General features: G+C 32.0%; 15 protein-coding genes. 5 read left to right on the top strand and 10 right to left on the bottom strand.

Going from position 1 to position 24,164, the window contains the following annotated elements; all coding sequences use genetic code 11:
* Nucleotides 1-450: 450 nt before the first annotated feature.
* The 3 genes from bsdE14_RS15445 to bsdE14_RS15435 form a co-directional block, all read right to left on the bottom strand.
* On the bottom strand, nucleotides 451-1,308 hold the full coding sequence (locus tag bsdE14_RS15445) for a GNAT family N-acetyltransferase (RefSeq protein WP_264850899.1): 858 nt from the start codon (nucleotides 1,306-1,308) through the stop codon (nucleotides 451-453).
* Between the two features lie 107 nt (nucleotides 1,309-1,415).
* Nucleotides 1,416-1,889, bottom strand: a complete 474-nt coding sequence (locus tag bsdE14_RS15440) for a hypothetical protein (protein ID WP_264850898.1) — start codon at nucleotides 1,887-1,889, stop codon at nucleotides 1,416-1,418.
* A 146-nt stretch (nucleotides 1,890-2,035) separates the two neighbouring features.
* Nucleotides 2,036-2,263 (bottom strand): hypothetical protein, encoded by a 228-nt coding sequence (locus tag bsdE14_RS15435; RefSeq protein ID WP_264850897.1) that lies wholly within the window; start codon nucleotides 2,261-2,263, stop codon nucleotides 2,036-2,038.
* 273 nt (nucleotides 2,264-2,536) lie between these two features.
* Between bsdE14_RS15435 and bsdE14_RS15430 the strand changes: the two genes are divergently transcribed.
* Together bsdE14_RS15430 and bsdE14_RS15425 are read left to right on the top strand one after the other, a co-directional pair.
* Nucleotides 2,537-3,775: a sensor histidine kinase gene (locus tag bsdE14_RS15430; protein ID WP_264850896.1), complete on the top strand. Its 1,239-nt coding sequence runs from the start codon at nucleotides 2,537-2,539 to the stop codon at nucleotides 3,773-3,775.
* Nucleotides 3,776-3,917: 142 nt separating this feature from the next.
* A complete protein-coding gene (locus bsdE14_RS15425) occupies nucleotides 3,918-4,361 on the top strand; it encodes a hypothetical protein (RefSeq protein ID WP_264850895.1) in 444 nt (147 codons plus the stop codon).
* 34 nt (nucleotides 4,362-4,395) lie between these two features.
* On the opposite strand, the gene bsdE14_RS15420 is transcribed toward bsdE14_RS15425, so the two are convergent.
* The 3 genes from bsdE14_RS15420 to bsdE14_RS15410 form a co-directional block, all read right to left on the bottom strand.
* Nucleotides 4,396-5,355 carry a tetratricopeptide repeat protein gene (locus bsdE14_RS15420; RefSeq protein WP_264850894.1) on the bottom strand — a complete coding sequence of 320 codons (960 nt, stop codon included), beginning with the start codon at nucleotides 5,353-5,355 and terminating at the stop codon, nucleotides 4,396-4,398.
* A gap of 142 nt (nucleotides 5,356-5,497) precedes the next feature.
* Complete coding sequence (locus tag bsdE14_RS15415) at nucleotides 5,498-7,795, bottom strand: ATP-dependent Clp protease ATP-binding subunit (protein WP_264850892.1); 2,298 nt, start codon at nucleotides 7,793-7,795, stop codon at nucleotides 5,498-5,500.
* Nucleotides 7,796-8,073: 278 nt separating this feature from the next.
* Nucleotides 8,074-8,967 (bottom strand): AraC family transcriptional regulator, encoded by an 894-nt coding sequence (locus bsdE14_RS15410; RefSeq protein ID WP_264850890.1) that lies wholly within the window; start codon nucleotides 8,965-8,967, stop codon nucleotides 8,074-8,076.
* A 162-nt stretch (nucleotides 8,968-9,129) separates the two neighbouring features.
* Between bsdE14_RS15410 and bsdE14_RS15405 the strand changes: the two genes are divergently transcribed.
* From bsdE14_RS15405 to dapA, 3 genes are all read left to right on the top strand, one after another.
* A complete protein-coding gene (locus bsdE14_RS15405) occupies nucleotides 9,130-10,593 on the top strand; it encodes a UDP-N-acetylmuramoyl-L-alanyl-D-glutamate--2,6-diaminopimelate ligase (RefSeq protein WP_264850889.1) in 1,464 nt (487 codons plus the stop codon).
* 89 nt (nucleotides 10,594-10,682) lie between these two features.
* Entirely contained in the window at nucleotides 10,683-11,675 is a 993-nt protein-coding gene (locus tag bsdE14_RS15400; protein WP_264850887.1) for an aspartate-semialdehyde dehydrogenase, read from the top strand.
* A 44-nt stretch (nucleotides 11,676-11,719) separates the two neighbouring features.
* Nucleotides 11,720-12,580, top strand: coding sequence for a 4-hydroxy-tetrahydrodipicolinate synthase (gene dapA / locus bsdE14_RS15395; RefSeq protein WP_264850885.1), 861 nt, complete (start codon nucleotides 11,720-11,722; stop codon nucleotides 12,578-12,580).
* Nucleotides 12,581-12,669: 89 nt separating this feature from the next.
* Here dapA and bsdE14_RS15390 read toward each other — a convergent pair whose 3' ends face one another.
* From bsdE14_RS15390 to bsdE14_RS15375, 4 genes are all read right to left on the bottom strand, one after another.
* A complete protein-coding gene (locus tag bsdE14_RS15390; protein ID WP_264850884.1) occupies nucleotides 12,670-13,155 on the bottom strand; it encodes a hypothetical protein in 486 nt (161 codons plus the stop codon).
* Between the two features lie 179 nt (nucleotides 13,156-13,334).
* Nucleotides 13,335-13,868 carry a hypothetical protein gene (locus bsdE14_RS15385; protein WP_264850883.1) on the bottom strand — a complete coding sequence of 178 codons (534 nt, stop codon included), beginning with the start codon at nucleotides 13,866-13,868 and terminating at the stop codon, nucleotides 13,335-13,337.
* Between the two features lie 620 nt (nucleotides 13,869-14,488).
* Complete coding sequence (locus bsdE14_RS15380; protein ID WP_264850882.1) at nucleotides 14,489-14,851, bottom strand: hypothetical protein; 363 nt, start codon at nucleotides 14,849-14,851, stop codon at nucleotides 14,489-14,491.
* 25 nt (nucleotides 14,852-14,876) lie between these two features.
* Nucleotides 14,877-23,876 carry a DNRLRE domain-containing protein gene (locus bsdE14_RS15375; RefSeq protein WP_264850880.1) on the bottom strand — a complete coding sequence of 3,000 codons (9,000 nt, stop codon included), beginning with the start codon at nucleotides 23,874-23,876 and terminating at the stop codon, nucleotides 14,877-14,879.
* Nucleotides 23,877-24,164: the final 288 nt, after the last annotated feature.

Below are 24,164 nucleotides of genomic sequence, written 5' to 3'. Positions count from 1 at the left end.
AAAATGCAATACATATAAGATAGGAGTGATTTTAATGAATATAATATTTAATGAAGAAGCTAAAGCTGCTTTAAAAAATCTAATAAACTCTTCTCAAAATAGAGTAATAAGATTAAAAGTACTAGCTTTTGGCTGAAGCAAGCCTGCATTAGGCCTTGTTCTGGATGAACGCCGATCTGAAGATGAGGTAATAAAAGTAGATGGTATTACCTTTATAGTTACTGCAAAACATACAATTTATTTTCAAAATACAGAAATACTTTATAACCCTAAAGTATTTAATGGCGGCTTTTATGTACATCAAGCACCACAAAACCAGCAAAAATAACTTTTTGTCCATTATTTTTCCATATTTCTTATATTTTACCATAAAGTAAAGCCTGAATATATACTATTTTAGTGATATTTTCAGGCTTTATTTATAATTAACAATTTATTCTTCTAATTTTTCTATTGGCCATTATATATGTAATAAAGATAATCTGGCTGCCACTGATACCAAGATGTATAGTTATTTTCTTTTAGCTTTTTAATTAGCTCAATATCATCAGTCAAAACTGGAGTATATACTTCCTTTACTTCATTGCCATACTTTAAAAGACTATAATTCATAAAGGTATCTATTCCTTCAAAAGTATCTTCAACTGCAACAAAATTAGGTTCCCCTTTATATTTAAATATACCTGGATGTCCATTAATTTTTATGAAGCCTTCTTCTTCCTTAATTTGCTCATATAACTCCTCTGTTACTTCCTGAAAAACAAAGGCCAAAGGTAAAAGTCCATTTCTCCTTTTTAAATAAGAAATATGCTTAAACTGTTCATAGGATATGTCCCAAGGTTCAATTTTAAAATTATTAAGAGAAAGTGAGCTGTCTAAACTTTGAGTCTCCCTTGTAGCCAATATTTGTGCTTCTTTTGCTACAAAGTTTCTCTTTTCCATCATAGTTTTGCTTTCAATATTTGAAATATGTGTGGCAAAGGCTAATTTATTAACTCTACCTTCCTTTAATAGTTCTTTTGCTATCCTTAAGGTTTCCTCTGCAATATCTCTCCCAATCTTTTGTCCCCTGTAGTCAATATGTACTCTTAAACCTTCTAGCCATCCAGTACCATCTGGTAGAATTGAAAACTTATCCACTGCTACTACCTTATTTTTATCACTATCAACAGCCCCTAAGAAAAATCCTTTATCATCTACCCATTTATGGAATACCATCGGAAGATAATCTCCGCCTCCCCATATATTCTTTGAAATATCCACAATATCATCATAGTCTTCGTGAGTTAATTTTCTAAAAACAATCATACTTCCATCCCCTTACTATAGTAATAATATTTTATTTATGAGTCATTATTGCCAGACTCAATTTTATAAACTAAGAGTGGGTATTTAATCCCACTCTAAAAATTCTACTATTGATTACTATTTTGCTTATGTTCTGATTTATGATCCTTAATAGTTCCATCCCATTTAGTAACCTTTTCTTTCATATTTACAATTTTAACTTCAGCTTCTTCTTTTTTGAGTTTACCACTTTCAACAGCTTTATTTATAGCCTCAGTTCTATCCTTTATTATCATCTCTTTAACTTGTGCTTCAGTATAGCCTTTTTCTTTAGCTAAGTCAAACATAGTCTTTCCTGACTTTTTAGCATTTTCAATATCTTCTTTCTTTATACCCATCTTTTCGAAGACTTTATTATGCTTCATATGTGCTCTACCATGTTTTTTGTTACAATCATTACAGTCTTTTTTAATTTCTATGTTCTTTTGTGTTCCATCCTGATTAGTATTTGGTTTCTTCTCTTGAGCAAAAGCAGAAGAACTTACCCCTATTGCTAAAGTTAAAGTAACCACTCCAATCTTTTTTGCGATTTGTCTTTTCATTTTTTTCTCCTTTCATTGCCTGTTAGAGGTTAACTAGAGCTTCAACCTCCAAATCTAGCATTATGTTCCATAATTTTTACAAGGTTATTATGCCCAAAAGTGCTTAAAAAAAATGAACAGACTATTAATTTTTAATTATAAATACTTTAGATATTAATATCCTTAAGAGTGTTTGAACTAAAAAAGGCTGCAGACAAAATATTCTCTTTTTTAAAGATTCTCTTTTCTTTTCTAAGGTAGCAGTACGCCTTTATATGCTCTTTTTCTAAATCCAGAACCTTAATATTTCTAATGGTTATTTCTCCTCCCTTTTGATATATGATTGTTATAATCATATTCCTCTCTAAAGAAGCTTTTAAAATATGTTCAATCATAAAAACGCCTCCCTATTTTTCTCATACCGCCAACAAATTAAATTTTATACTTATTAAGTATATAGTACATCAAACATATGTTCGTGTCAATATAAACTTACAAACTTTAACAATCATTGTATAAATATCAAATTGCTTAAATATGATAGTCGTAATCTTCACACTATTTCGTATTTTGGTATAGAATATCTCAAAATTTTAATGTAAAATTATAACTATGGGTAATTTTTACTAATGCTAAAGTGATTCATTATATTAAAGGGGGAATTATACTTGTTAGATGGGGCTATTACTGTAAATGATAGATATAGAGCAATAATAGACAATATGCTGGATGGTTTTGTATACCTTAAGGCAGTTTATAATGATGAAAATAATATTATAGATTTTATACATGAAGATATCAATTATAGTTTTTCAATGATTATTAATTACAAAAAAGACTATGTTTTAGGAAAAACACTTAGAGATCTTTTTCCTAATGCTAGTCCCGACTTAGAAAACTTAATAAATACCTGTGCACTGGTATGCAGCACTGGTGAAGGTTTGAAATTCGAAGAATATTTTAATGTGTTCGGTAAATGGTTATCTGGCTCCATTTATACCTGTGAAGCTGGCTTTGTTTCTGTTATAGCTCATGACATCACCGAGAACAAAATTTCAGAAAAGAAATTAGTAGAAAGTGAAGAGAAATCCAGATTATTAGATGAATCTATTGCCTTTGAAAATCTTAGAACAGAATTCTTTGCAAATATTTCTCATGAGCTTAGGACACCATTAAATGTAATTCTTGGAGCTATTCAAGTTATAGATCTATATAGAAATGAAGGCAATTCAGATATAAGTAAATTTGATAAATACGAAAAAATAATTAGGCAAAATTGCCTTAGATTACTACGCCTGGTAAACAATTTAATTGATATTTCTAAAATAGATGCTGGATACTACGAAGTTTATCTAGAAAACAAAAACATAGTTAGCACAATTGAAGATATAACCCTTTCTGTAGCTGAATATATTGAGCAAAAATCTATATCATTAATCTTTGATACTGAAGTAGAAGAAAGAATTATGGCTATAGATTCTGATAAAATTGAGAGGATAATATTAAATCTTCTATCCAATGCAGTTAAATTTACTAAAGCTGGAGGAACTATTTTAGTTAAACTATTTGAAACAGATGACAGTTTTTATATATCCGTTAAGGACAACGGTGTAGGAATTCCATCAGATAAACTAAACTTAGTTTTTGACAGGTTTAGACAGGTGGATAAATCCCTTGCTAGAAACATAGAAGGAAGCGGTATAGGATTATCGCTAGTAAAATCATTGGTGGAATTACATCAAGGCAATATAACTGTAAATAGTACTTATGGAAATGGTACTGAATTTGTAATCCAATTACCTATAAAGATTGTTCAAGATTGTCAATGTTCCAATATTGAAACTACTAAACTTAATAACTCTGCAGTTGAAAGAATAAGAATTGAGTTTTCTGATATTTATTCATAATCCAATCCCCTTGTTACATGTGTTTCAAGGGGTTAATATTTTTCTAAATAATCTCACCATATAAAGCTATAATTTCCTAGAATAGATAATAAATATAGTAATAAATTTCACTGTTTGTGAATATAGAATATGGGAGGTGGTTATGTTGATAATTACAGTAGTTTGTGCAGAAAAGGGCTGCAACGGCAATAAATTTAAAGTAAATACCGAAGATGATAAGCTAATTCTTACTTGTACTGAATGCAGTACATCCTTTAACTATAGTCTGGATAGTCTAAATCATATTATCCTTCCTAAATGTTCAAAATGTGATAATGAAAGCTTTAAAGCTTTTAATGACAAAGGCACAGGTAAGATGTATATTAAATGTACTGAATGTGGAAACCCTCCTGAAAGCATTTATGTAGATAAAGATGGAAATCAGGTTTCTTATGAACAGCTGAAAATAATGGATGTAGAATCGGGTCTTTTTGAACTATCAGAAAAACTAGATGATATAAATGAAAAAATAAACAACTCTTCTATGACTATAGAACAAATGTATGAATGGATGTCCGATCTTAGAAGTACCACTAAGAAAAAATAAAAAGTAAAAACGCCCATTGTTGGGTGTTTTTACTTTACTCTAATACAATCTTTCTAAATTCGCTAAATACTTTAATATTGTTTAAAAAATCATCCTCTAAAGCAATTTGTTTATAACTATCATCCAGCTTAACTGCTAGCTTCAATTCTTTCATCGCCTCGTCTATACACCTGAAAAGTGCAAGAATTCTGCATTTATAATAATAAGCTTCTGCATAATCAGGTCTAAGTTGTATAGCCTTATCAAAAAGTTCAAGTCCCTCCTTGAATTTCCCCAAATAACATAGTGCATCTCCCTTGGCTAAATATGCCCAATGTATGCCTGAATTCAGTTTGAAAAGCCTATCACAAAACTTTATTAGCTCCTGATATTCGCCTATGTAGTTAAGTGCTTTTATTATGTAGCAATAAGCATCTTCTTTACTCTCTCCTACCCCTACATATCTCTTAAAAGTTTCCACACAAGCTTCATACTTTTCCACATAAAATTCAGCAAGCCCTTTTCCATACAATGCAAAAGCCCCATTTTTATCAAGAATTAGCGCACCTTCATAAGCATCTATTGCTTCTTCATATTTTCCAAGAGCAAGAAGTGAATTTCCTTTATTAACATGGGGAAAATAATCTTTTGAATTAATTTTTAAAGACTTATTACTAAATTCTAAAGATTCTTCAAACCTTCCCAGTTCGTATAGTGCCCAAGCTTTATTATTATAAGGTCCATTATCATCAGATTTTAAAGCAATTGCCTTTTCAATACATTCCAGTGCTTCCTCAGCCTTTCCTAGATTGACAAGTATGCATCCCTTTTCGTTGTAAAGCATAAAATTCTCAGGATTGCTTTCAATAGCTCTTTCCACACACTCTAATGCTTCAAAGTATTGCTTTCTGCTGTAGAGTTTTTTTACCTTAGCTAAGCTGCAGCTATTATTGAAGTTTCTAGTACAGGCTATCCCCAATATAAATATGATAACTAACCACACAAATAACCTCATAAACACTCTCCTGCTTTTTTCTTTAATTTTACCATACTTAGTACTTATTTGTAAATTTTTACTATATCAATATAATCAATTATATTGATATAGTAAAAAAATATCAGCAAACTATAATCATTTGCTGATATTTTAAACTCACTTACATTAAAACAATTTTATCATCAATTAAATCAACTTTTACATGAGACCCTTCATTAATTTTCTTAAGAAGATATTGTTCTGCAATTTCATCTTCAATATATCTCTGAATAGTTCTTCTTAAAGGTCTTGCGCCATATTTTTCATCATAGCCCTTATCTAGTATAAACTCTTTAACTGCCCCTGTTACTTCAATAGTAATCTTTTTCTCACCAACTTCTTCTTTTACTTCCTTAAGCATTAAATCAATTATTTGATATAATTCTTCCTTAGTAAGATTCTTGAATACTATTGTTTCATCTACTCTATTTAAGAATTCTGGTCTAAAGTATTCTTTTAATGCTTCCTTTACTCTATGCTCTAATGCATTATAGCCTTCTTGAGCAAAGCCTATGCCGTTAGATTTAAAATTAGTTCCTGCATTAGAGGTCATAATTATTACAGTATTGTCAAAATGAACTGTCCTTCCTTGGCTGTCTGTAAGTCTTCCATCCTCAAGTATTTGAAGCAGCATATTAAATACGTCTGGATGAGCCTTTTCTATTTCATCTAATAATATTACTGAATAAGGCTTTCTTCTTACTTTTTCAGTAAGCTGCCCTCCTTCATCATAGCCTACATATCCTGGAGGCGCTCCAATTAGTTTAGATACAGTATGCTTTTCCATATACTCAGTCATATCTATTCTTATAAGTGCTTCTTCACTACCAAAGAGCTCCGAAGCCAGTGCCCTTGCAAGTTCAGTTTTACCTACTCCAGTAGGCCCAACAAATATAAAGGATGCTGGTTTCTTTTTCATTCTGAATCCTAATCTGTTTCTTCTAATTGCTCTTGATATTCCTGTGATTGCCTCCTGCTGTCCAATGACTCTTTTATGGAGCCTTTCCTCTAAATGAAGCAGCTTATCAGCCTCTTCTTCTGTAATGCTTTGTACTGGTATCTTAGTCCAAGCTTCTATAACATAAGCAATATCACCTACAGTTAGTTCAACCTCACTGCATTCCTTTTCTATCTTTGCTATCTTGCCTTCAAGCTTACATTCATCAACCTTAAGCTCAGCTGCCTTTTCGTAGTCTGTATTATCAGCTGCAGTTTTAATTTCTTCCTTTAATGCATCTAGGTCTTCCTTAAGTGCTTTAAGTTCAACTAAACCTTTATTTTTAAGATTTGCTCTTGAGCTAGCCTCGTCTATTACGTCTATAGCCTTATCTGGAAGAAATCTGCCATTAATGTATCTTTCTGAAAGAGTAGCAGCTGATTCTATAACTTCATTAGAAATTTTAACCTTGTGGTAATCCTCATAGTAATGCTTTATTCCTTTTAATATCTCAATAGTATCTTGTATATTTGGTTCTTCTACTAGTACAGGCTGAAATCTTCTTTCAAGTGCAGAATCCTTTTCAATATACTTTCTATATTCCTCTAAGGTAGTTGCCCCTATTATTTGTATTTCTCCTCTAGCTAGAGCAGGTTTTAATATATTAGCAGCATTCATAGCTCCACCTTGGGCCTCTCCTGCACCAATAATATTGTGAACTTCATCAATTACAAGAATTATATTTCCGCATTCCTTAGCTTCATCTATAATTGATTTCATCCTTCCTTCAAATTGACCTCTAAATTGAGTACCAGCCACTATTGCAGTTAAGTCTAAAAGGTATACTTCTGCATCAAACAGCTTTTCTGGAACCTGCTTTTCAGCTATTCTAACTGCCAAACCCTCTGCAATTGCAGTTTTACCTACTCCAGGCTCTCCTATCAATATAGGATTGTTCTTAGTTCTTCTGTTTAGTATCTGAATAACTCTGTCTATTTCTCTATTTCTTCCTATAACTTTATCAACTGCATCACTCTTAGCCTTTTCAGTTAAATTAATGCCATAGGTATCAAGGTTTTTTCTCTTCTTGAAAAACCCACCCTTCTTTGATTTTTCCTTTGATTCTTCTTTTAGGTTAGCAGATTTATCTATATTAACTGGTTCTTCTATACTTTCAAGTTCTTCATCCTTTTTTCCTAAACCATTTATACCTGGAAACATGTTATTCATAAAATTCATAAGGGAATTTTTTTCATCCCCCTCTTCATTATCCATGTTTTCAAGCATGCCATTCATCTGTTCAGTCATACTCTCAAGCTCATCCTCTGAAATACCTGCTTGCTGCATAACCTGATCTATTACAGGAAAACCCATTTTTTGAGCACAAGGAATACATAACCCAACAGTCTCAGGTTTTCCATTTTCAATCTTTGTTGTAAAGATAGTTGCAACATTCTTTTTGCAAACGGAACATTTTTGCATATATTTTCTCCTTTCAATTGAAAACACCGGACATCCCGTCTGTAGGACGTCCGTAAAAATCCATTTAGGACTTTTACATCATTTCATTCCAAACACTGTGATATCTATCCATGTCGACTGCTATCGACATTTATTATTAAAAATCCATTTAGGACCTTTATATATTTCTAATATATTATTGATAATTTTAAATATAATAATTAAAGTATATCATATATTAATTTTTTTTCACTCTCATAAAAGAAAACACTTTGTAAACAAAATTAATAGACAATGAACTATATAATATGCCTGCTTTTGTATTCTTCCTCCAAACTTTTAAGAAGTGAAAAGTGTTTTTTAGGCGGCAGTCCATACTGTTTTTTATATGCTCTTACAAAGCTGGAATAGTCATTAAAACCACAGGTTTCACACACCTCCATAATACTTACCCCTTGAATTATAAGACTGCTGGCTAGAGCTATTTTCTTTTGGACTATATAATTGTGAATGGTATAACCCGTTTCCTTTTTAAACTTGTGCATCAGGTAGTGCCTATTAATATAAAACTTATCAGCTATACTGTCAACACTCATATTCTCTCTTATATTCTCATTTATATAACTTAGTATATCTTCTATATTCTTATCGTAGTAAATCTGGTCCTTAATAACCCAATCGCTGCTTCTCAGCATAAGTCTATTTAAATGAACCAACAGCTGTAGAAATAAGGAGTTCTTTAGTATTTGACTTCCAAACTCATTACTTTTACATGCTACTTCAAGCTGATTTAAAGTATGTTTTAATTGATTTAAAGGTTCCTTCGTAAGTCTAAGCATATTGAACTTTTGAAGTAAAGTGAGTTCAAAGCAGGTTAACAGGTTACAGTCACTCCTATTATGCTTTTCGATAAATTGAGGGTTTACCCATATAATTATTCTTTCATATACTTCCTCAGAAGCTATTATAGCCTTATGAACTTGATTAGAGCTTACAAAAAGTATGTCCCAGGGTTTTAAGTTATAGGATTTACCTTCAACAAGATAGGTAACTTTGCCGGACAAAGTAATAATAATTTTATTAAAATCATGATAATGGAGTTCAAATTCCATACTCTTTTTATCTTTTAAATGAAAATATATAAAATCTTCTTTTAAATATCCTCTTTTATACCCTGAAAGCTCTTTCTCCACTACAAAAACCTTCCTTCTACCTCTTACCTTTTACTTCTTACCTACTTTTTTATTATAGCACTTTTTGCAATATTTATAGCACATTAAGCAATAAAATTTGCAAAAACTTAGAATACAATATTAGTGTAAGTATTAAAGGACAGCATAAAGGAGATATAACCAATGAAAATTATAGATTTATTAAAAGGCATAAACTATGAAACACTTCAAGGAAACGTAAATAATGAAGTGGACACAATAAGCTGGGATTCCAGAAATGTAGGCAGCAACTCTTTATTTATCTGCACAAGAAGCCGGGTTTTAGATAGACATAGTTTTGCCATAGAAGCAATTGAAAAAGGGGCTTCAGCTTTAGTTGTTGAAAGATTTATTGAAAACATTCCATCTCATGTTACAGTAATAAAAGTTGAGAATGGCCGTAAGGCTATGGCACAAATGGCAAATATATTTTTCAATAAGCCTTCAAATAAATTCAACCTTATTGGAACTACAGGTACTAACGGCAAAACCTCTATAACATATATGATTTCTAGTATATTGAAATATGCTGGCAGAAAAGTAGGAGTTATAAGCACTATTGAAAATACCATTGATGACAAGCCCTTAAGCATAAAGAAAACTAACCCAACCACCCCTGATTCACTGGAACTTCAAGCAAGCTTTAAAGAAATGGCAGATGCAAATGTAAATGATGTAGTGATGGAGGTTACCTCATCAGCACTGGATAATCATAGAGTAGACAACTGCGACTTTGATATAGGCATCTTTACCAATCTTAGTCAAGATCATTTAGATGAGCATGGCACTATGGAAAATTATAAAATAGCAAAGAAAAAGCTTTTCAGTCTGTGCAGACTTGGAATAGTAAATATGGACGATGATGTATCCTTGGAATTTATTAAAGACTGCCCTTGTGATTTTATAACCTACGGTATTAATTCACCTGCTGATATTTCTGCTAAAAATATGTCATTCTCCATTACTGGCACAAGCTTCACCTTAAATTTTCACGGCGTAGAAAAAGAAGTTAAATTAAATATTCCCTCAGAGTTTAATGTATATAATGCTCTTGCAGCTATAGGAGCCTGTTACTTCCTTGGACTCCCTTTAGATATTATTATTGAAGGCATTGCACAGCTAGAAGGAATTAAAGGTCGCTTTCAGTGTGTGTGTAGGGATAATACACCCCTTGCTATTGTAGACTACGCTCATACACCCGATAGCTTAGAAAAAACTTTAGATGCCATTAGAAGATTTAACCCCAGAAAACTATATGTAATATTTGGCTGCGGAGGTGATAGAGATAAAACCAAACGTCCAATTATGGGTCATATAGCAGGTAACTTTGCAGATTACTGCATCATAACTTCTGATAATCCCCGTACTGAACTTCCCGAAAAAATTATTGAAGACGTAGAAAAAGGTATTAAAAATACTAACTGCAGTTATGAAAAAATACTAGATAGAAAAGCAGCAATTATACATGCTTTAAAAATGGCACGTCCAAGTGATGTAGTTCTTATAGCTGGAAAAGGTCATGAAAATTATCAAATACTATCCGATAGAACAATACACTTTGATGATATAGAAGTAGTAAAAGAATACTTTAACAGTTGTATTTTTTAGTCATATACTGTATTGTATTTACCAAATAAAGTGTCAGTATATGCTTATTAAAACATTCATATAAAAATAAATATTTAGGAGTGATTCATATGAAATATAATGTAGCAGTAGTTGGAGCTACTGGAATGGTAGGAAGAAAATTTATAGAAGTACTTGCGGAAAAAAACTTTCCTATAAATAACATTTACTTCTATGCTTCAAAGCGTTCTGCTGGTACCAAGCTATCCTATAAAGGCAGTGAAATTATAGTAGAAGAATTAAAAGAAGAAAATATCTCTAACAAGCAAATAGACTTTGCTCTCTTTTCAGCAGGTGGAGATACAAGTCTACAATTTGCGCCTATTTTTGTTAAATATAACGCTGTAGTAATAGATAACAGCAGTGCTTGGAGAATGAATTCTGAAGTTCCACTAGTAGTTCCAGAAGTAAATCCACAGGATATAAAATGGCATAAAGGCATAATTGCAAATCCAAACTGCTCAACTATTCAGGCAGTAGTAGCCTTAAAGCCTCTATATGATGCCTACGGTATTAAAAGAGTAGTATATTCAACCTATCAAGCAGTTTCTGGTTCAGGGCTTGGTGGATATTCTGACCTAGAAAATGGATTAAAAGGTGAAGAACCTAAAAAGTATCCTCACCCAATAGCTTACAATGTACTTCCTCATATTGATGTATTTTTAGATAATGGATACACAAAGGAAGAAAAGAAAATGATTGATGAAACTCAAAAGATTCTAGGGGATTCTTCACTTAAGATTACAGCAACCACAGTTAGAGTACCAGTTTACTATGGTCATAGTGAAAGCATTAACGTAGAGCTTAATTCTTCCTATAATATAGAAGATATATTTGAACTATATAAAAACTCTAAAGGAATAATCTTACGTGATGATGTTAAGAACAACATCTATCCAATGCCTATAGATGCTGCTGGAACAGATGAAGTTTATGTTGGAAGAATAAGAAGGGACTTCAGCATAAATAACGGTCTTAATCTTTGGGTAGTCGCTGACAACATAAGAAAAGGTGCTGCTTCTAATGCAGTACAAATTGCTGAATATATGATAAGTGATAAGTAAGAAGTAAGAGGTAAAAAGTAAGAAGTAAGAAGGAGGTTTTTTATATGAAGCTTGATGGAATATGGCTTCCAGTAATTACTCCATTTATAGAGGATAAGGTTGATTTAAAATCCTATGAAAAGCTAATTAATTACTATATAGATAAGGGAATATCAGGTATAATACCGCTAGGAACTACTGGTGAAAGCCCCACAATATCTGATATGGAGTATGAGCTTATTCTTGATAAAACCATGGAATATGTAAACGCAAGGGTACCTGTCATAGTTGGTGCTGGAGGTAACTATACCAAAAAAGTTATTGAAAAGATAAAGGTAGTTGAAAAGTATAAGCCTGAAGGGATTCTTTCTGTAAGTCCATATTACAATAGACCTGATCAAAACGGAATATATGAACACTTTAAAGCTATATCGGAGTCTACCAGTTTAGATATGGTGCTATATAATATTCCATATAGAACAGGAAGAAATATAGAGCTACCTACAATCCTTAAACTTTCAGAACTTAAAAATATAGTTGGTATTAAAGATGCTTGCGGTGACATGAAGCTGAGTATGAATCTAATTCTAAATGCACCCAGCGGCTTTTCAGTTATGGTAGGAGAAGATATCCTACTTTATAATTCACTGCTTCTTGGTGCCAGCGGAGGAATATTAGCCTCCTCCCATTTAAATACTGAAAGTTTTATTGACATGTACAATAAAATACAAAATAATGATTATAAAGCTGCCCTTGAAATATGGAAGCAGCTCTCAAAACTAATACCTATGCTATTTGAAGAACCTAATCCTGCTCCTATAAAATACTGTCTGAGTAAGCTAGGTCTTATTGACTCAGATGAAGTTAGACTACCTTTGGTTAGAATATCTGATCATTTAAAGAATAAATTGAATAGTATAATTTGATGTAAAAAAAGCGAGTCTATAAAAACTCGCTTTTTATGCTGTAAACTTAATTTAGGGTATTGAATTTTTAGTTTTGTAAATAGCTTGAATTAATCTTTGCCACTATATTGATTTAATTTGATCCTAAAAACAAGATTTTCAAAATCAACCTGCTGCATTCCATTGCTGCAATGAAAAACAATTGCACCATCTTCCTCCTGATCAACGTAAAGTCCGGCATTACCTATCCATGCATCAATATTGTCCTTGTATTCAGTATTTTCCCATACATTCCAAATATTTAACACTCCTGTGGTTTTGCTTGGAAAACATTTAAAACTAAATGTTCTAGGTGCGGTCCTTGTCCAAAATATAGGAGCATTAGTCTTTTGGCTATTAACTTCTACTATTCCTTTTCTTTTATCAATAGATATTGCTATTCCTTGTTCAAATATATTATCATACCTTAAAATCTCCACTAATACATCCTGACCTGTAGTTACAGGTATTTTATATGACATCATTACTCTTTTACCATGATAATCAATCGGACCGCCTTTTGCTTCTGCCAGCATTCCTACAAGTGATGTAGTCATTTTATCACTTCCTAGTTTTAGCATTTTTCAAAGTTGGCTCAAGGCCTTTGTAATTAATAATATGATTCACCATTATTTTACTTTCTCAAATCTATCCAAACAAATTCATCTTTTTCCCCTAATTCATTTTTTTTACTTAATTTGCTTGAGATTTCTTAATTAGTTTTCCTTAAGTATGATTATAACTTCAAATCATATTCTACAGGTTGATTAATATTCATTGTAATTAACCTTCTTTTTAAAGATAATTTCCTAGCCTCTAATCCAATATAATATCTCCCAACCTTTTCAAACCCTTTAGTTATAGCCATTGAAAAATGCTTAAATAGATCTAATGATATAGGATCATCTGATATTGTAGCAACATGACCACAAATTAAATAGGTTTCATCATAAATACCTCCTGGCCAAAACACAACAGAACTTTTATTCATTAATTGATCAACAAAATACTTTACACTTCCATCCATTTGCTTTATTTGTCTTAAATTTAAATCCACATTATAATCAAGAACCAGATAACTCTCGCTTTGATGATCTCCTGTACTATTTTTACCTAGGTTAATAAACTCATCAATAGTTTCATAAATCAATATTTCTTTAGTATCTGACACGCCACATTTTACATACTTAACTGGTCTTAATTGCTCAAATGCGTCTAGCCCATTTATTAAATCTGCTTTAGTAGCAAAGAAATTTTTTTCTTTAGGCATCATAATCTCCCTTTATAAGAATATCAGTTTATTTTTTTATTAATTATATTAGTGGTATTTATCTCACTTATTATTGGCTCCCCACTTTTATATGTGCCAATTATATTAATTCGGATTATCTCACCATATTTTTCAGCAGTTAAATCAATTATAATAATTTAATTATTATAATTGTGTATATTTATTCTAAAATAACCTTTTTGAATGCGCATAATTATTAGTGTCTGCAACTCTTCCATTTCCACTACTTTAAAAACTTTTCAATGTATCTTACATATAATTACCACTACTATTCCACTTTTCCCATTATTTCTCCTATGCTTCTTCTCCGAAGTCCAATAACTAGACTATTTATTGGATTTTAACTGTTCTTTTACTCACTATCCTAGAAACAACATAAATTTCACTTTTTAATTAAATACTCTCTAAGGACTGAAACTATGTATTATATATTAAAGAATAATGGTAGCAACAATTTTTTGCTGTCGCTACCACCATTTTAGCATTTATTTTGTTTTGCTTAATAACTCTCTACAAAGCCATTATAGCATTATTATTCATATAGATATAAATATAGGTATCTTTAACCTACGTTTTAGATATACCGATAAATACTCATTTTACTCATTTTCACTTTCTTTATTTAGTTTAACAATACCATTAGAACCTGCAATAAAGTTTGTAGCAGGTGGCTTTGCACGTTTAGAATCTTCCACATATCTTAATGCTTCCTCTAATAACACTCTTCCATTGTTTCCTGATTCATACTTTAAAAATGCATCTTTTATTTTCACTTTAGCAAAATTCAATTGAGTTATCTTGTAATCAGACTTTACTCCATTTTTTACATTGTCAAGATACTCCTCTATTTGCCCAAACTCTTTATATAAATTAGTGTAATCCTCATAAGGATAATTAGGTGCATAATGTATATTATATATCAATATATCTTTAAGTCTCTTATACCAGCAGCTTAATGCCATACCGTTTCTCCTTTTCCAATTTAAGTTAAGGTCTTATGATTATTACTTTATCTCCACCAGAAAATTTAATAAAATCCTGAATTTGAGGAGAAGTCATAGTTTTATTACCAATTGTACCATCAAGTATATTTCCAGTTGCTTTTAGTCTCAAATCAGGTATACGATATTTGCCAGAACCACTTGGATCACGTAGCCACCTGTTTACAAGCACATCGGTTTGTGGTCCTTCTGGAATTCCTTCTCTTCCCAAAAAATTAATAAGTCTATTTCTAGCTATTGAATCAGTACGTTGCCCCAGTACAGTTTTCCAATTCATATCAGCTGGTATAGTAATCTTTCCCTTATTGAAATCATTGACAACTTGAGACCAAGCTTCGTTATAGTATCGTTGATAATTATTCATTATAATCTGATCTGAATGTAAAACCGGAAGATTACAGGTTTTAGATGACCTCTGAATAATACCTTCTATGCGAGGAATCTTACTCTCAAATAGTTCTGTATCCCTTTCTAATGCTTGTGTGTTACCTCTTAATAAAGGCACAATAGCAAATATAATATTGTTGTTCGCCGCATCTGATGCTTTACTAATCCCTTTGTCAATATTTTTTGCGAAATTAGAAATAACCCCTTCATATTTAAATGTATCATTTAAGCCATTCCAAGCTTTTCTAGTAGCTGGTGAAAGTACGGAGCTGCCTCCCAATTTAACCCTATTATTCAAATAAGTCTGCAATGGGTCAGGGGTGCTTCCTCCATCTTCTGCATCACTTCTCATCATATGTCCTGTAGGGTCGGTATAATTTATTGGGTCGTTAGCGCAGTAACTGTATAGATGTTGAGTTCGCGGCTCGTATGGATTTCCTGTGTAGCTATCTTGAGTTAGGAATCTAGCGGTGCTTGGGTTATAGAATCTGGCATTCATGTAGTATAGTCCGGTAGAACTGTCATTTACAGCACCAGTGAATTTTACACTGTTTTTGAAAGACTTGTCTCCTCTTTCTTCAGTGCCTCCAAATTCGTCATAGCTGTAACCTTTAACAAGCTTGCCATCTGGGTTTATAATGTTGCTTACGCTTCCTCTTGTATCATGGCTGTAGAAGAAGTATTTGTTAGTATAATTGCCATCATTTCTCTTTGTAAAGATTATTTGTCCTGATGGATCAAGTAGATTATCCTCAACTAATGTATGGTTCTGATCAGTTGTAAATAGCAGCTTTCCATTATTATAAAAATATCTTGTTTCTAAGCCTGGTACTGAAGTGTTGGTGTCTGTTACTTTTTTATTTACTTCAATTTGCTTTGTTCTCTCACCATTTGCATTATAATAATTGGTTACTTCTTGAAGATTAGTTCCATCAGTTGTTTTTAGTTTATATAATCTGTCCGACCTATCATATATGAACTCCTTAGTAACCTGAGCTGCATCCTTTCCTGGAACCTCATCCTTTTCACGATTAGTTGTTTCAGTGAGCTGGTTGCCATTTAAATCATAGGTCCATTTACTCTTAATATTACCGTTTCTGTATATGTTTAGCAAGTTATTGAAATCATTGTAATTATAAGCTAAGGTTTCCGTATCACTTACTTTAGCCTTTCTGTTACCAACCCAGTCATAGCTATAATTTGTTACTTTATTCTTAGTCTCCTTGCCCGTCTCTGTTTTAGTACTTGTATCAGTTATTAATCTGCCAAGTTCATCATATAAGTAGCTTTCTGTCTTACTTATTTCAATTTGCTTATTGCTATCTTTGTTTTCATAGTCTGTCTTTGTGTAATCTGCATTGGTATAGTTTGACCAAGAAACTTCATTTTTTATCCTTCCATTATTGTCAAATTGAAGGTTATACTTTTCTTTTAATGAGTTTCCGTTCTCTAGGTATTGTATTTCTTCCGGCTGTCCTAAAGAATTGTATTTATATTTTTGCAGAGTATAGCTATCCTTGTTTCCAGTATCAAACTTTCTGTAGTTAATAATATTGTCTACCCTATCTGCAAAGGTGTACTTATATTCTCTTACTGTATTCTCACCTGAAGCAATATAATCTAATCTATTAGATTTATCGTATTGGTAGTGAATATTTTTATTTTCACCTCCACAAGCATAAGATATATCCGTTACATTATTACTTCCATCATAATGATATCCAATATATTGTCCTTCTTGGGTTATTTGTTCCAATCTTCCTATGCTGTCATATTGGTAATCCGTTTTTATACTATTACCGTTCATTAGATCTTCTATAGATTTTGTTAATCCATTGTTGTAATAATCAAAGGAGGTATATTGACTATTATCTGCTCCATACTTTACGGTCTTTAACTGAAGCAAATTGGTGTACTCAAAAGAAATAGGGGTTTTGTCCGGCTTAATTTCTGTTTTAAGCTTGCCAGTAATGTAATAATCATACTTAGTTTCCCTTAGTTCACCAGTTTCACCGTCTTTTTTAGTCTCCTTTACTTTTCTTCCTAAAGCATCAAAGTAAGTTCTTGTTTCTCTGTGCAGCGCATCCTTAACACTGTTATAAACTAATCCAACTTCTACTGGATCCCTTTGGTCATAAAGATAATCTGTTACTAGATCATCAATTTTCCCTTGAGTTTCCGTAATCTTCTTACTTGACTCATCATATGTCCTTGAAGTAACAAAGTTGTGAACAGCTTTTAATCTCCCGATGTTATCGTAATTATATTCTGTCTTATTTCCTAAACCATCTATCTCACTTTTTTTATTACCAAGAAAATCATAATCCACTGAACTGCAAATATTCTTATTTGTTGGATCAATAAATTGCTTAGTAATTCTATTGAAAACATCATACTGAGCAGTAGCTATTAGCTTTTCCTTTTTCTCATCATAGTCATCTCTTCCAAATATCTTAGTCATATTACCAAGGTTGTCATATTCATATCTGGTATAATTGTTACCTGATATAGTTTTTTCCACTCTTCCTGCTGCATCATAGTACTGCTGAGTTGTTCTTGCACCTGCATCTTCAGTAGTAACTACTAATTTATTATCTGCGTTATACTCATATGATGTAGATGAACAGTCACCATTTACCTTTTGCACATAAGTTGGCCTGTCTAAATCATCATAGCCATATATTGTAGGCACTTTATCCCTATCATAACTAGCTACAAGGTTATGATTTAAGTCATACTCATACTCATCATACTGGTTATCTTGGTATATAGTCCTAGTCTTTCTGCCTAGGATATCATATAAAGCCCCAATTGAATCCTCTATTTTACTAGGATTATTTGCATCATAGGTTATTATTTTTGTTGCATTACCCTGCTTGTCGTACTCCGTTACTTCTGTTACCTTTCCTAAAGGTTCTATTGTTTTTCTAAGCTTTCCTTTATAAGCTCCTTCCTCATAATAAATGTACTCAGTTTTATTATTGAAGTTATCCGTGGAACTCTTTATTAATCCATTACTATAGTAGTCATAGGTTGTCACTCTATTTTCTGAATCTGTTGAAGTCAATAAATTACCATTATTATCATCGTAATTATAGTTAGTCTCAATAATGACTTCCTTACCGTCTTCTATACCCTTTTTAATAATCTTTTTGGGTTCATTAAATTTATTATAATCCTTAAACTCTGTAAGATTTAATTCTGGATCAGTTATAGATATAATATTACCTTTACTATCATAATCATAGGAATATTTAATTTCTTCACTTTTATCATCAGTTTTTTTATAATACTTCATAGCTCTTGTATTATAATCGCTATCAACTTCATAATAAGTGTGGTTTAATAATGGATCTACTGTTTCAATAAGATTACCTTCCACATTGTATTTAAAAGAAGCTTTTACATTTCTATTTGATACGAGCGTGGTTTCCCCCTCTGTAAATATAGCAGCGTTCACCTGTGGAGCATACTGAATATCAATATATTCACTTTTAGGATCAGTAAATCTCTTAACAGTACCATTATCATAATACTGAAAGCTTGTTGTCTGCTGATTTTTAGGGCCTATAACCTTTTCAATATTATTATTCTTATCGTATAAATAGGTCTCTGAATAAACTTGATTATTTTCTATAATTATATACATCTTCTCAAGCTTTTCATTACTGTTATATTCATAGTGAAATACTCTTCCTGAGGGGTCTACTATGCTTGAAACTAAATCTATATTTTTATTTTCATAAAAAAAACTTATTTTATGATTATAGTTATCATAAACACTGTCAATATTACCACGTCCGTTGTAAGTAATATTCAAAGCATTTCCAAAATCATCTTTAAACAGCTTTAAGTTCATGGAACTATCAAATACATAAGTTATATTATCCTCTCGTCTAATTTCATAAGTTCCATTAGTTTTTTGCGTAAGCTCCATGTGAGAACCCTTAGGACTTTCATAGGTACCATCTGCTCTTATTTTAAATCTATGGGTTGTTCCATCTCCATCCTTTAATATAAGAGCTTGTACTATTTTTCCAGTAACATCATATTCTTTTAATAAATTTGTATTAAAATTAAAGTCCCAACCAATTCCAAAGGATGACTTTGAAGTAGCTTGATTATTATAGGTTCTCCTTAAAACCATTGCCAGTTTAGGGGAGGGATACACAAAATCCGTACCTTCATAACAAAGATTACCGCTAGTTAGATTTATAAAGCCTGAACCTGCACCAGTCCTAAACTGAGATGCCGCCCAATAGTCCTCTAGCCCAAGTCTTTTATCCAGCTCATTTTTATCCACAATGGTAGCTAGAGCAGAATTTGAGCTGCAGCTTTCTCTTCCCTTCTGGCCTTCGAAATCTTTAACTGCAGTAACTTTATAATAGAATTTCTGACCATAATTAATGTTATAGTCGTTATAGTAAGTTGTAGTAATATTAGATGCAATTAAATTTTCTTTTGAAGGTGTAAACCCTTGTATTGTACTTCTATAAACATTAAACCTCACTCCTTGCTGAATCTTTAACAAATCATATTGCCATCTTAACAAGGTAGTATAATTTACTTTTGGAGTTGCTTCTAGGTTTTGTGGTATATCTAGAAGCTGAACTTTAAAAGTATTACTTGTGGTAAGTCTTTTGCAATCAAGTTCTATTAACCTCCATGACTTTATTGTTGGGCTTACAGCGCCGGTAGGAGCTGACAGTTCTGCCTTTAAAATCAGTTTATTGCTAGCCTTATTTAGATTAGTATCTTCATTTAAATTAATTTTTTGCCAGCTTACCCCTTCATCAGAGGATATATAGTAAAATATTTCTCCTGAGCCTCTTATTTCTTGCGCTTCAACTCTAACTTTTGACACAGATTCCATTAACTCTATTTTTTTTGCTTGAACACTTCCAACTACCTTAGTCGACAATGATGAATTGCTAGTTGTAGACTGAGGGTTTATTAATTTTATTCCTTCACTGCTTATGCTCACAGAATTAATAGTACTACTATTAATTTTATTCATGTTACTAAAATTATCATCAAGTATGCAATCAAATAGACCAGTAATATTAATATCAAAAATCTTAGGAACAAACTTATATATACTCAGTTTATTTTGGAGTAATGCAGTGGTATATTTTGATGGAATTTCAGCCATAGTCAAACTAACTCTAATTTTTATCTTTTTATTAGGCTTATCTAAAAACGCCTTATTATTTGGCCATATGCTTTTCCACGTTATGCCATTATCACAAGAAATCTTATAATTTATTTGTGAATCTACAGGCTCACCAGTTGGGTCTCCACTCGAACTCACTGAAGTAGTAGTACTTCCATATCTATAAACATCATCATTAAGGGTAATAGCTTGAACTTCATTTTCAAACTCAACCTGTCCTTCAAGAAATCCATTATTACTTGTATCATCTACATACTCTAGAGTAATGGCAGGTGATAATACTATATTGTCTTGTTTAGTCCACAGAATATCTTTCAATCCTTTAGTTGATTTAATATAATAGCTGCTTTCACTGCTAAATTTTTTCCCGTCAGAGTTAAAAGCATCTACATATATATTATTTTCACTGCCCTCTTTAAAATCTAATGCATTTATCTGCAGAATATCCGTGCTAGCACTTTGTTCTTTATATAGCATGGAATTTATATACAGTTTCCCTTTTAAACCATCTATACTGCTTCCATTTAAAAAAGCATATTTTACTGGAGTCATAATATTATTTAAAGTTTGTCCTTTAATGGGCTGTGTAATATTTAGAGTTGATTCCAAAGCTATTTTATTACTTTTATCAACTGTAACTTGCTTTACACTTGCGTTATTTGCAATATCTTTTGCTGTTATCCTAATAGTATACAAACCGGTTAAATAGCCACTTACGTCTAATATATAGTTTAATTCTGGTGAATTGGCAGTTCCAGCACTAACTGTAGTAAAGGAGCTAGGAGTTCTTCCATATCCATATTCAATTTTCCATTCTTTAATATTTTCATCATATATTTCCCCATTAATTCCTATTTGTCCATTTATTATCTGCATATCCTTTGGACTTGTAATATTTATAGAAGGCAACTTGGTATCTAGCTTGTAATATACAGCTTTACTTTCCCCTATATTCCCCTGCTTATCTATTCCTCTTACATATATAATATTATTACCTTCCTGAAGATAACTGCAATTAATATCAACACTTCCACCTTCAGTATTTTTACCTATATCTACCCAACCATTATTGTTAATCTTATATTGCACTGAGGATAATCCCTTTTCATCCTTTATGCCTGCCCAGGTAATTGAAGGAATATCTCCAAGTTTACCCGAAGACCTACTTATTGATACATTTGAAGGTACTGTAGGAGGTGTTCTATCTCCAGTTATAACAGGACCTGCAGCTTTAGCACTTATAGTATAATTACCATTATTATCATAAGCATATATTTCAGCTTTATACTCATAGTTGTCAGCCACATTATTAAATAAATACTCTGTAGTGCCAGAAGTTACTTCTGCCTCTTTTACTACGCTATTACTATTAACTTGTATCAATCTAACCTTATACTTTTGTATGCCGCTTGCTAAACTTGTGCCATCCTCTTTTTTTCCCTCAGGTAAGTCTTTAGGAATAGTCCAAGTTAACTTTAGCTGCCATGCATTGGTTTCGTTTATAGCCGGATTATTATTTACTTTAATACTGGTTGTTTGAATACCTTCAGGACTAGATGTATCTGGAATATACACCTTTTCACAATTACAACTATCTATGTTGGCATATCCGCCATCATTATAAGGCATCACTCTAAAATAGTAAAAATGCTGAGATTTGTACACAGCATCACCTGGTGATACTCTATAACAATTTACTGGATCATTTGGAAGTTCTACGCCTAATTTATCTTTATGAAGCTGATACCTTCCTTTAGCTATTTCTCCAGCTTCAGGCCATATTCCTTGGCCTTTAGTTGTCCAGCTTGTCACATTACCTACATCAAAATACTGGTACTCAAGTCCATTAAATATTGCTACATAATATCCTTTAGCTCCAGAAACTGCATTCCAGGTCAAATTAACATACCCATTCTGTGAATTAGCAGCCCCTCCATAGGCAGCAGACCTTAATGTGGTAACTGGGCTTATATAGTTAATAATTAAAGCTGGTGGATATTGTCCATCAGAAGAAGAAAACCTTCTATACTGCCAGGTCTCATTTTTATCTTTCAACACTAGTCCATAGTTTACACTGCCCTTATACCAATCACTTACTACACTGGTAATATTCCAATAATACCAGTCAGGTGAACTAACTGCAGTGGAATCGATACATTCTCCATAGCTAGGCGCATTATTCCAAGTTATATTTGATGAATCCCAATTACTATTAGGTTTTCTCACTTCGATTGTTGCATTGTTTCCTTTATCCAAGTTTTCATTTGTACCAACTGCTGCAAACCAAGCGCCAGTAATAGTAGCGTTCCCCAAGCTTGGCAAATTAGGAAATTTAACATAAGAACGTGCTGTTCCTGTAGTTTTGTCATAACCTGCTCTTAGTTGAGCTGATGTCCAATAATTGCTGCCTGGATACTTACTTTCTACATAGGCATCACGAGTAACATTATAACTTGAACCTTGTATTACTATAGGTGGATCTATTGTAACAGGATATACTGTATCAGCACTTTTTAAGAATTCTTCATCAACTATATATATTAATTTATAACGGCCCTCTACCTCATTTTTTGTTTCTATGTATGTCTGTATGTTCTCTGAGTAATGTTCATTTTCTGCTGAATCCACCATAAATGGAAGAGGCATTCCCCCTTTTATCTCTCCTGTAACAGCATCTTTAAGAATAATAGGTCCATTTTCTTTTTTTTCTAGTTTAAGACCTTTGAGATTCAAATTAAATTCAAACTTATTAGTGTTATTATACGCATTTAAAACTATATTTTCTTTAATTCCAGAATTAATAAGTTGATATTGAATACTACTTCCCTCTCCATATACGTTTTTATATTCTATAGAATCTTTTACTACAGGATTAACATACTGATTTATGTTCGCTGGAAGTTGTTTATTTTTCTCATCTATGCTGCTTATGCTAGTATTTTGAGCTGTTAGCTGCGATGAACTATAAGTTGTACCAAGCAATACATTGCTTCCATTTGCTGATATTGGAGTCAAGCTTACTTGGTAGTTTCCAAATTCTAATTGCACAGGTGACTCTTTAGCTATGTTATCCTTAAAATAAACATTAAAGTCGTTAGCTTCATTTTTATAAGTAAAGCCAGATTCCATGTACTGAGCAGCTGGTTGTATTAAATTATTGCTTACCCTCTGATATGCATCTCCACTTCTATAATTTACTTTAGTATTGTAGATAACAGCTGTTTCTGAGCCATCCGAGTTCAAAAAAAATCTCGCATTTTCCTGTCTTTTTTCTGTAAGCTCCTTAACTATTAATTTTTCAGTAGAAATTCCCACCGCTCCACTATTTGCTACTTCTACCGAACTAGCTTTTTCAGGAATCAATCCTGTTATTAATATTAGCGTAAGAAAACTGGCTAATATTCTTTGGTGCCCCCTTTTTTTCATTTTATTTCCCCCTTATATTATTTAAAAATGTAAAACTTATGTTTTACATTTGCTTATATTTTAACATTTATTTTCCATAATTGTAAATATTATTTCTTAACCATTAAAAAATAAAACTTCTAGACAAAAATAGTCACGAATTTTATTTTCTAACATTAATATGTTGAATTTCCACCCTATTCCTTATCGCTTTATAATTGCTTCTACAGAGTGGAGTTTTTCATCTGCTCTTGAAAAAAAAAGATGTCGTAAAACTTTTATAAAAGTTTTACGGCACCTTTTTTGTAA

The sequence above is a fragment of the Clostridium omnivorum genome, from assembly GCF_026012015.1.
GTDB classification, from domain to species: domain Bacteria; phylum Bacillota; class Clostridia; order Clostridiales; family Clostridiaceae; genus Clostridium_AX; species Clostridium_AX omnivorum.
The sequence above is the reverse complement of the archived record's forward strand: the minus strand, read 5'-3'. Positions and strand labels throughout refer to the sequence as shown.

Excerpts from the sequence above, each read along its gene's own strand:
- dapA (WP_264850885.1), top strand. The coding sequence starts at position 11,720 with ATGAAGCTTGATGGAATATGGCTTCCAGTAATTACTCCATTTATAGAG.
- bsdE14_RS15440 (WP_264850898.1), bottom strand. The coding sequence starts at position 1,889 with ATGAAAAGACAAATCGCAAAAAAGATTGGAGTGGTTACTTTAACTTTA.
- bsdE14_RS15445 (WP_264850899.1), bottom strand. The coding sequence starts at position 1,308 with ATGATTGTTTTTAGAAAATTAACTCACGAAGACTATGATGATATTGTG.
- bsdE14_RS15420 (WP_264850894.1), bottom strand. The coding sequence starts at position 5,355 with ATGAGGTTATTTGTGTGGTTAGTTATCATATTTATATTGGGGATAGCC.
- bsdE14_RS15390 (WP_264850884.1), bottom strand. The coding sequence starts at position 13,155 with ATGACTACATCACTTGTAGGAATGCTGGCAGAAGCAAAAGGCGGTCCG.
- bsdE14_RS15425 (WP_264850895.1), top strand. The coding sequence starts at position 3,918 with ATGTTGATAATTACAGTAGTTTGTGCAGAAAAGGGCTGCAACGGCAAT.
- bsdE14_RS15415 (WP_264850892.1), bottom strand. The coding sequence starts at position 7,795 with ATGCAAAAATGTTCCGTTTGCAAAAAGAATGTTGCAACTATCTTTACA.
- bsdE14_RS15375 (WP_264850880.1), bottom strand. The coding sequence starts at position 23,876 with ATGAAAAAAAGGGGGCACCAAAGAATATTAGCCAGTTTTCTTACGCTA.
- bsdE14_RS15435 (WP_264850897.1), bottom strand. The coding sequence starts at position 2,263 with ATGATTGAACATATTTTAAAAGCTTCTTTAGAGAGGAATATGATTATA.
- bsdE14_RS15385 (WP_264850883.1), bottom strand. The coding sequence starts at position 13,868 with ATGCCTAAAGAAAAAAATTTCTTTGCTACTAAAGCAGATTTAATAAAT.
- bsdE14_RS15380 (WP_264850882.1), bottom strand. The coding sequence starts at position 14,851 with ATGGCATTAAGCTGCTGGTATAAGAGACTTAAAGATATATTGATATAT.
- bsdE14_RS15400 (WP_264850887.1), top strand. The coding sequence starts at position 10,683 with ATGAAATATAATGTAGCAGTAGTTGGAGCTACTGGAATGGTAGGAAGA.
- bsdE14_RS15405 (WP_264850889.1), top strand. The coding sequence starts at position 9,130 with ATGAAAATTATAGATTTATTAAAAGGCATAAACTATGAAACACTTCAA.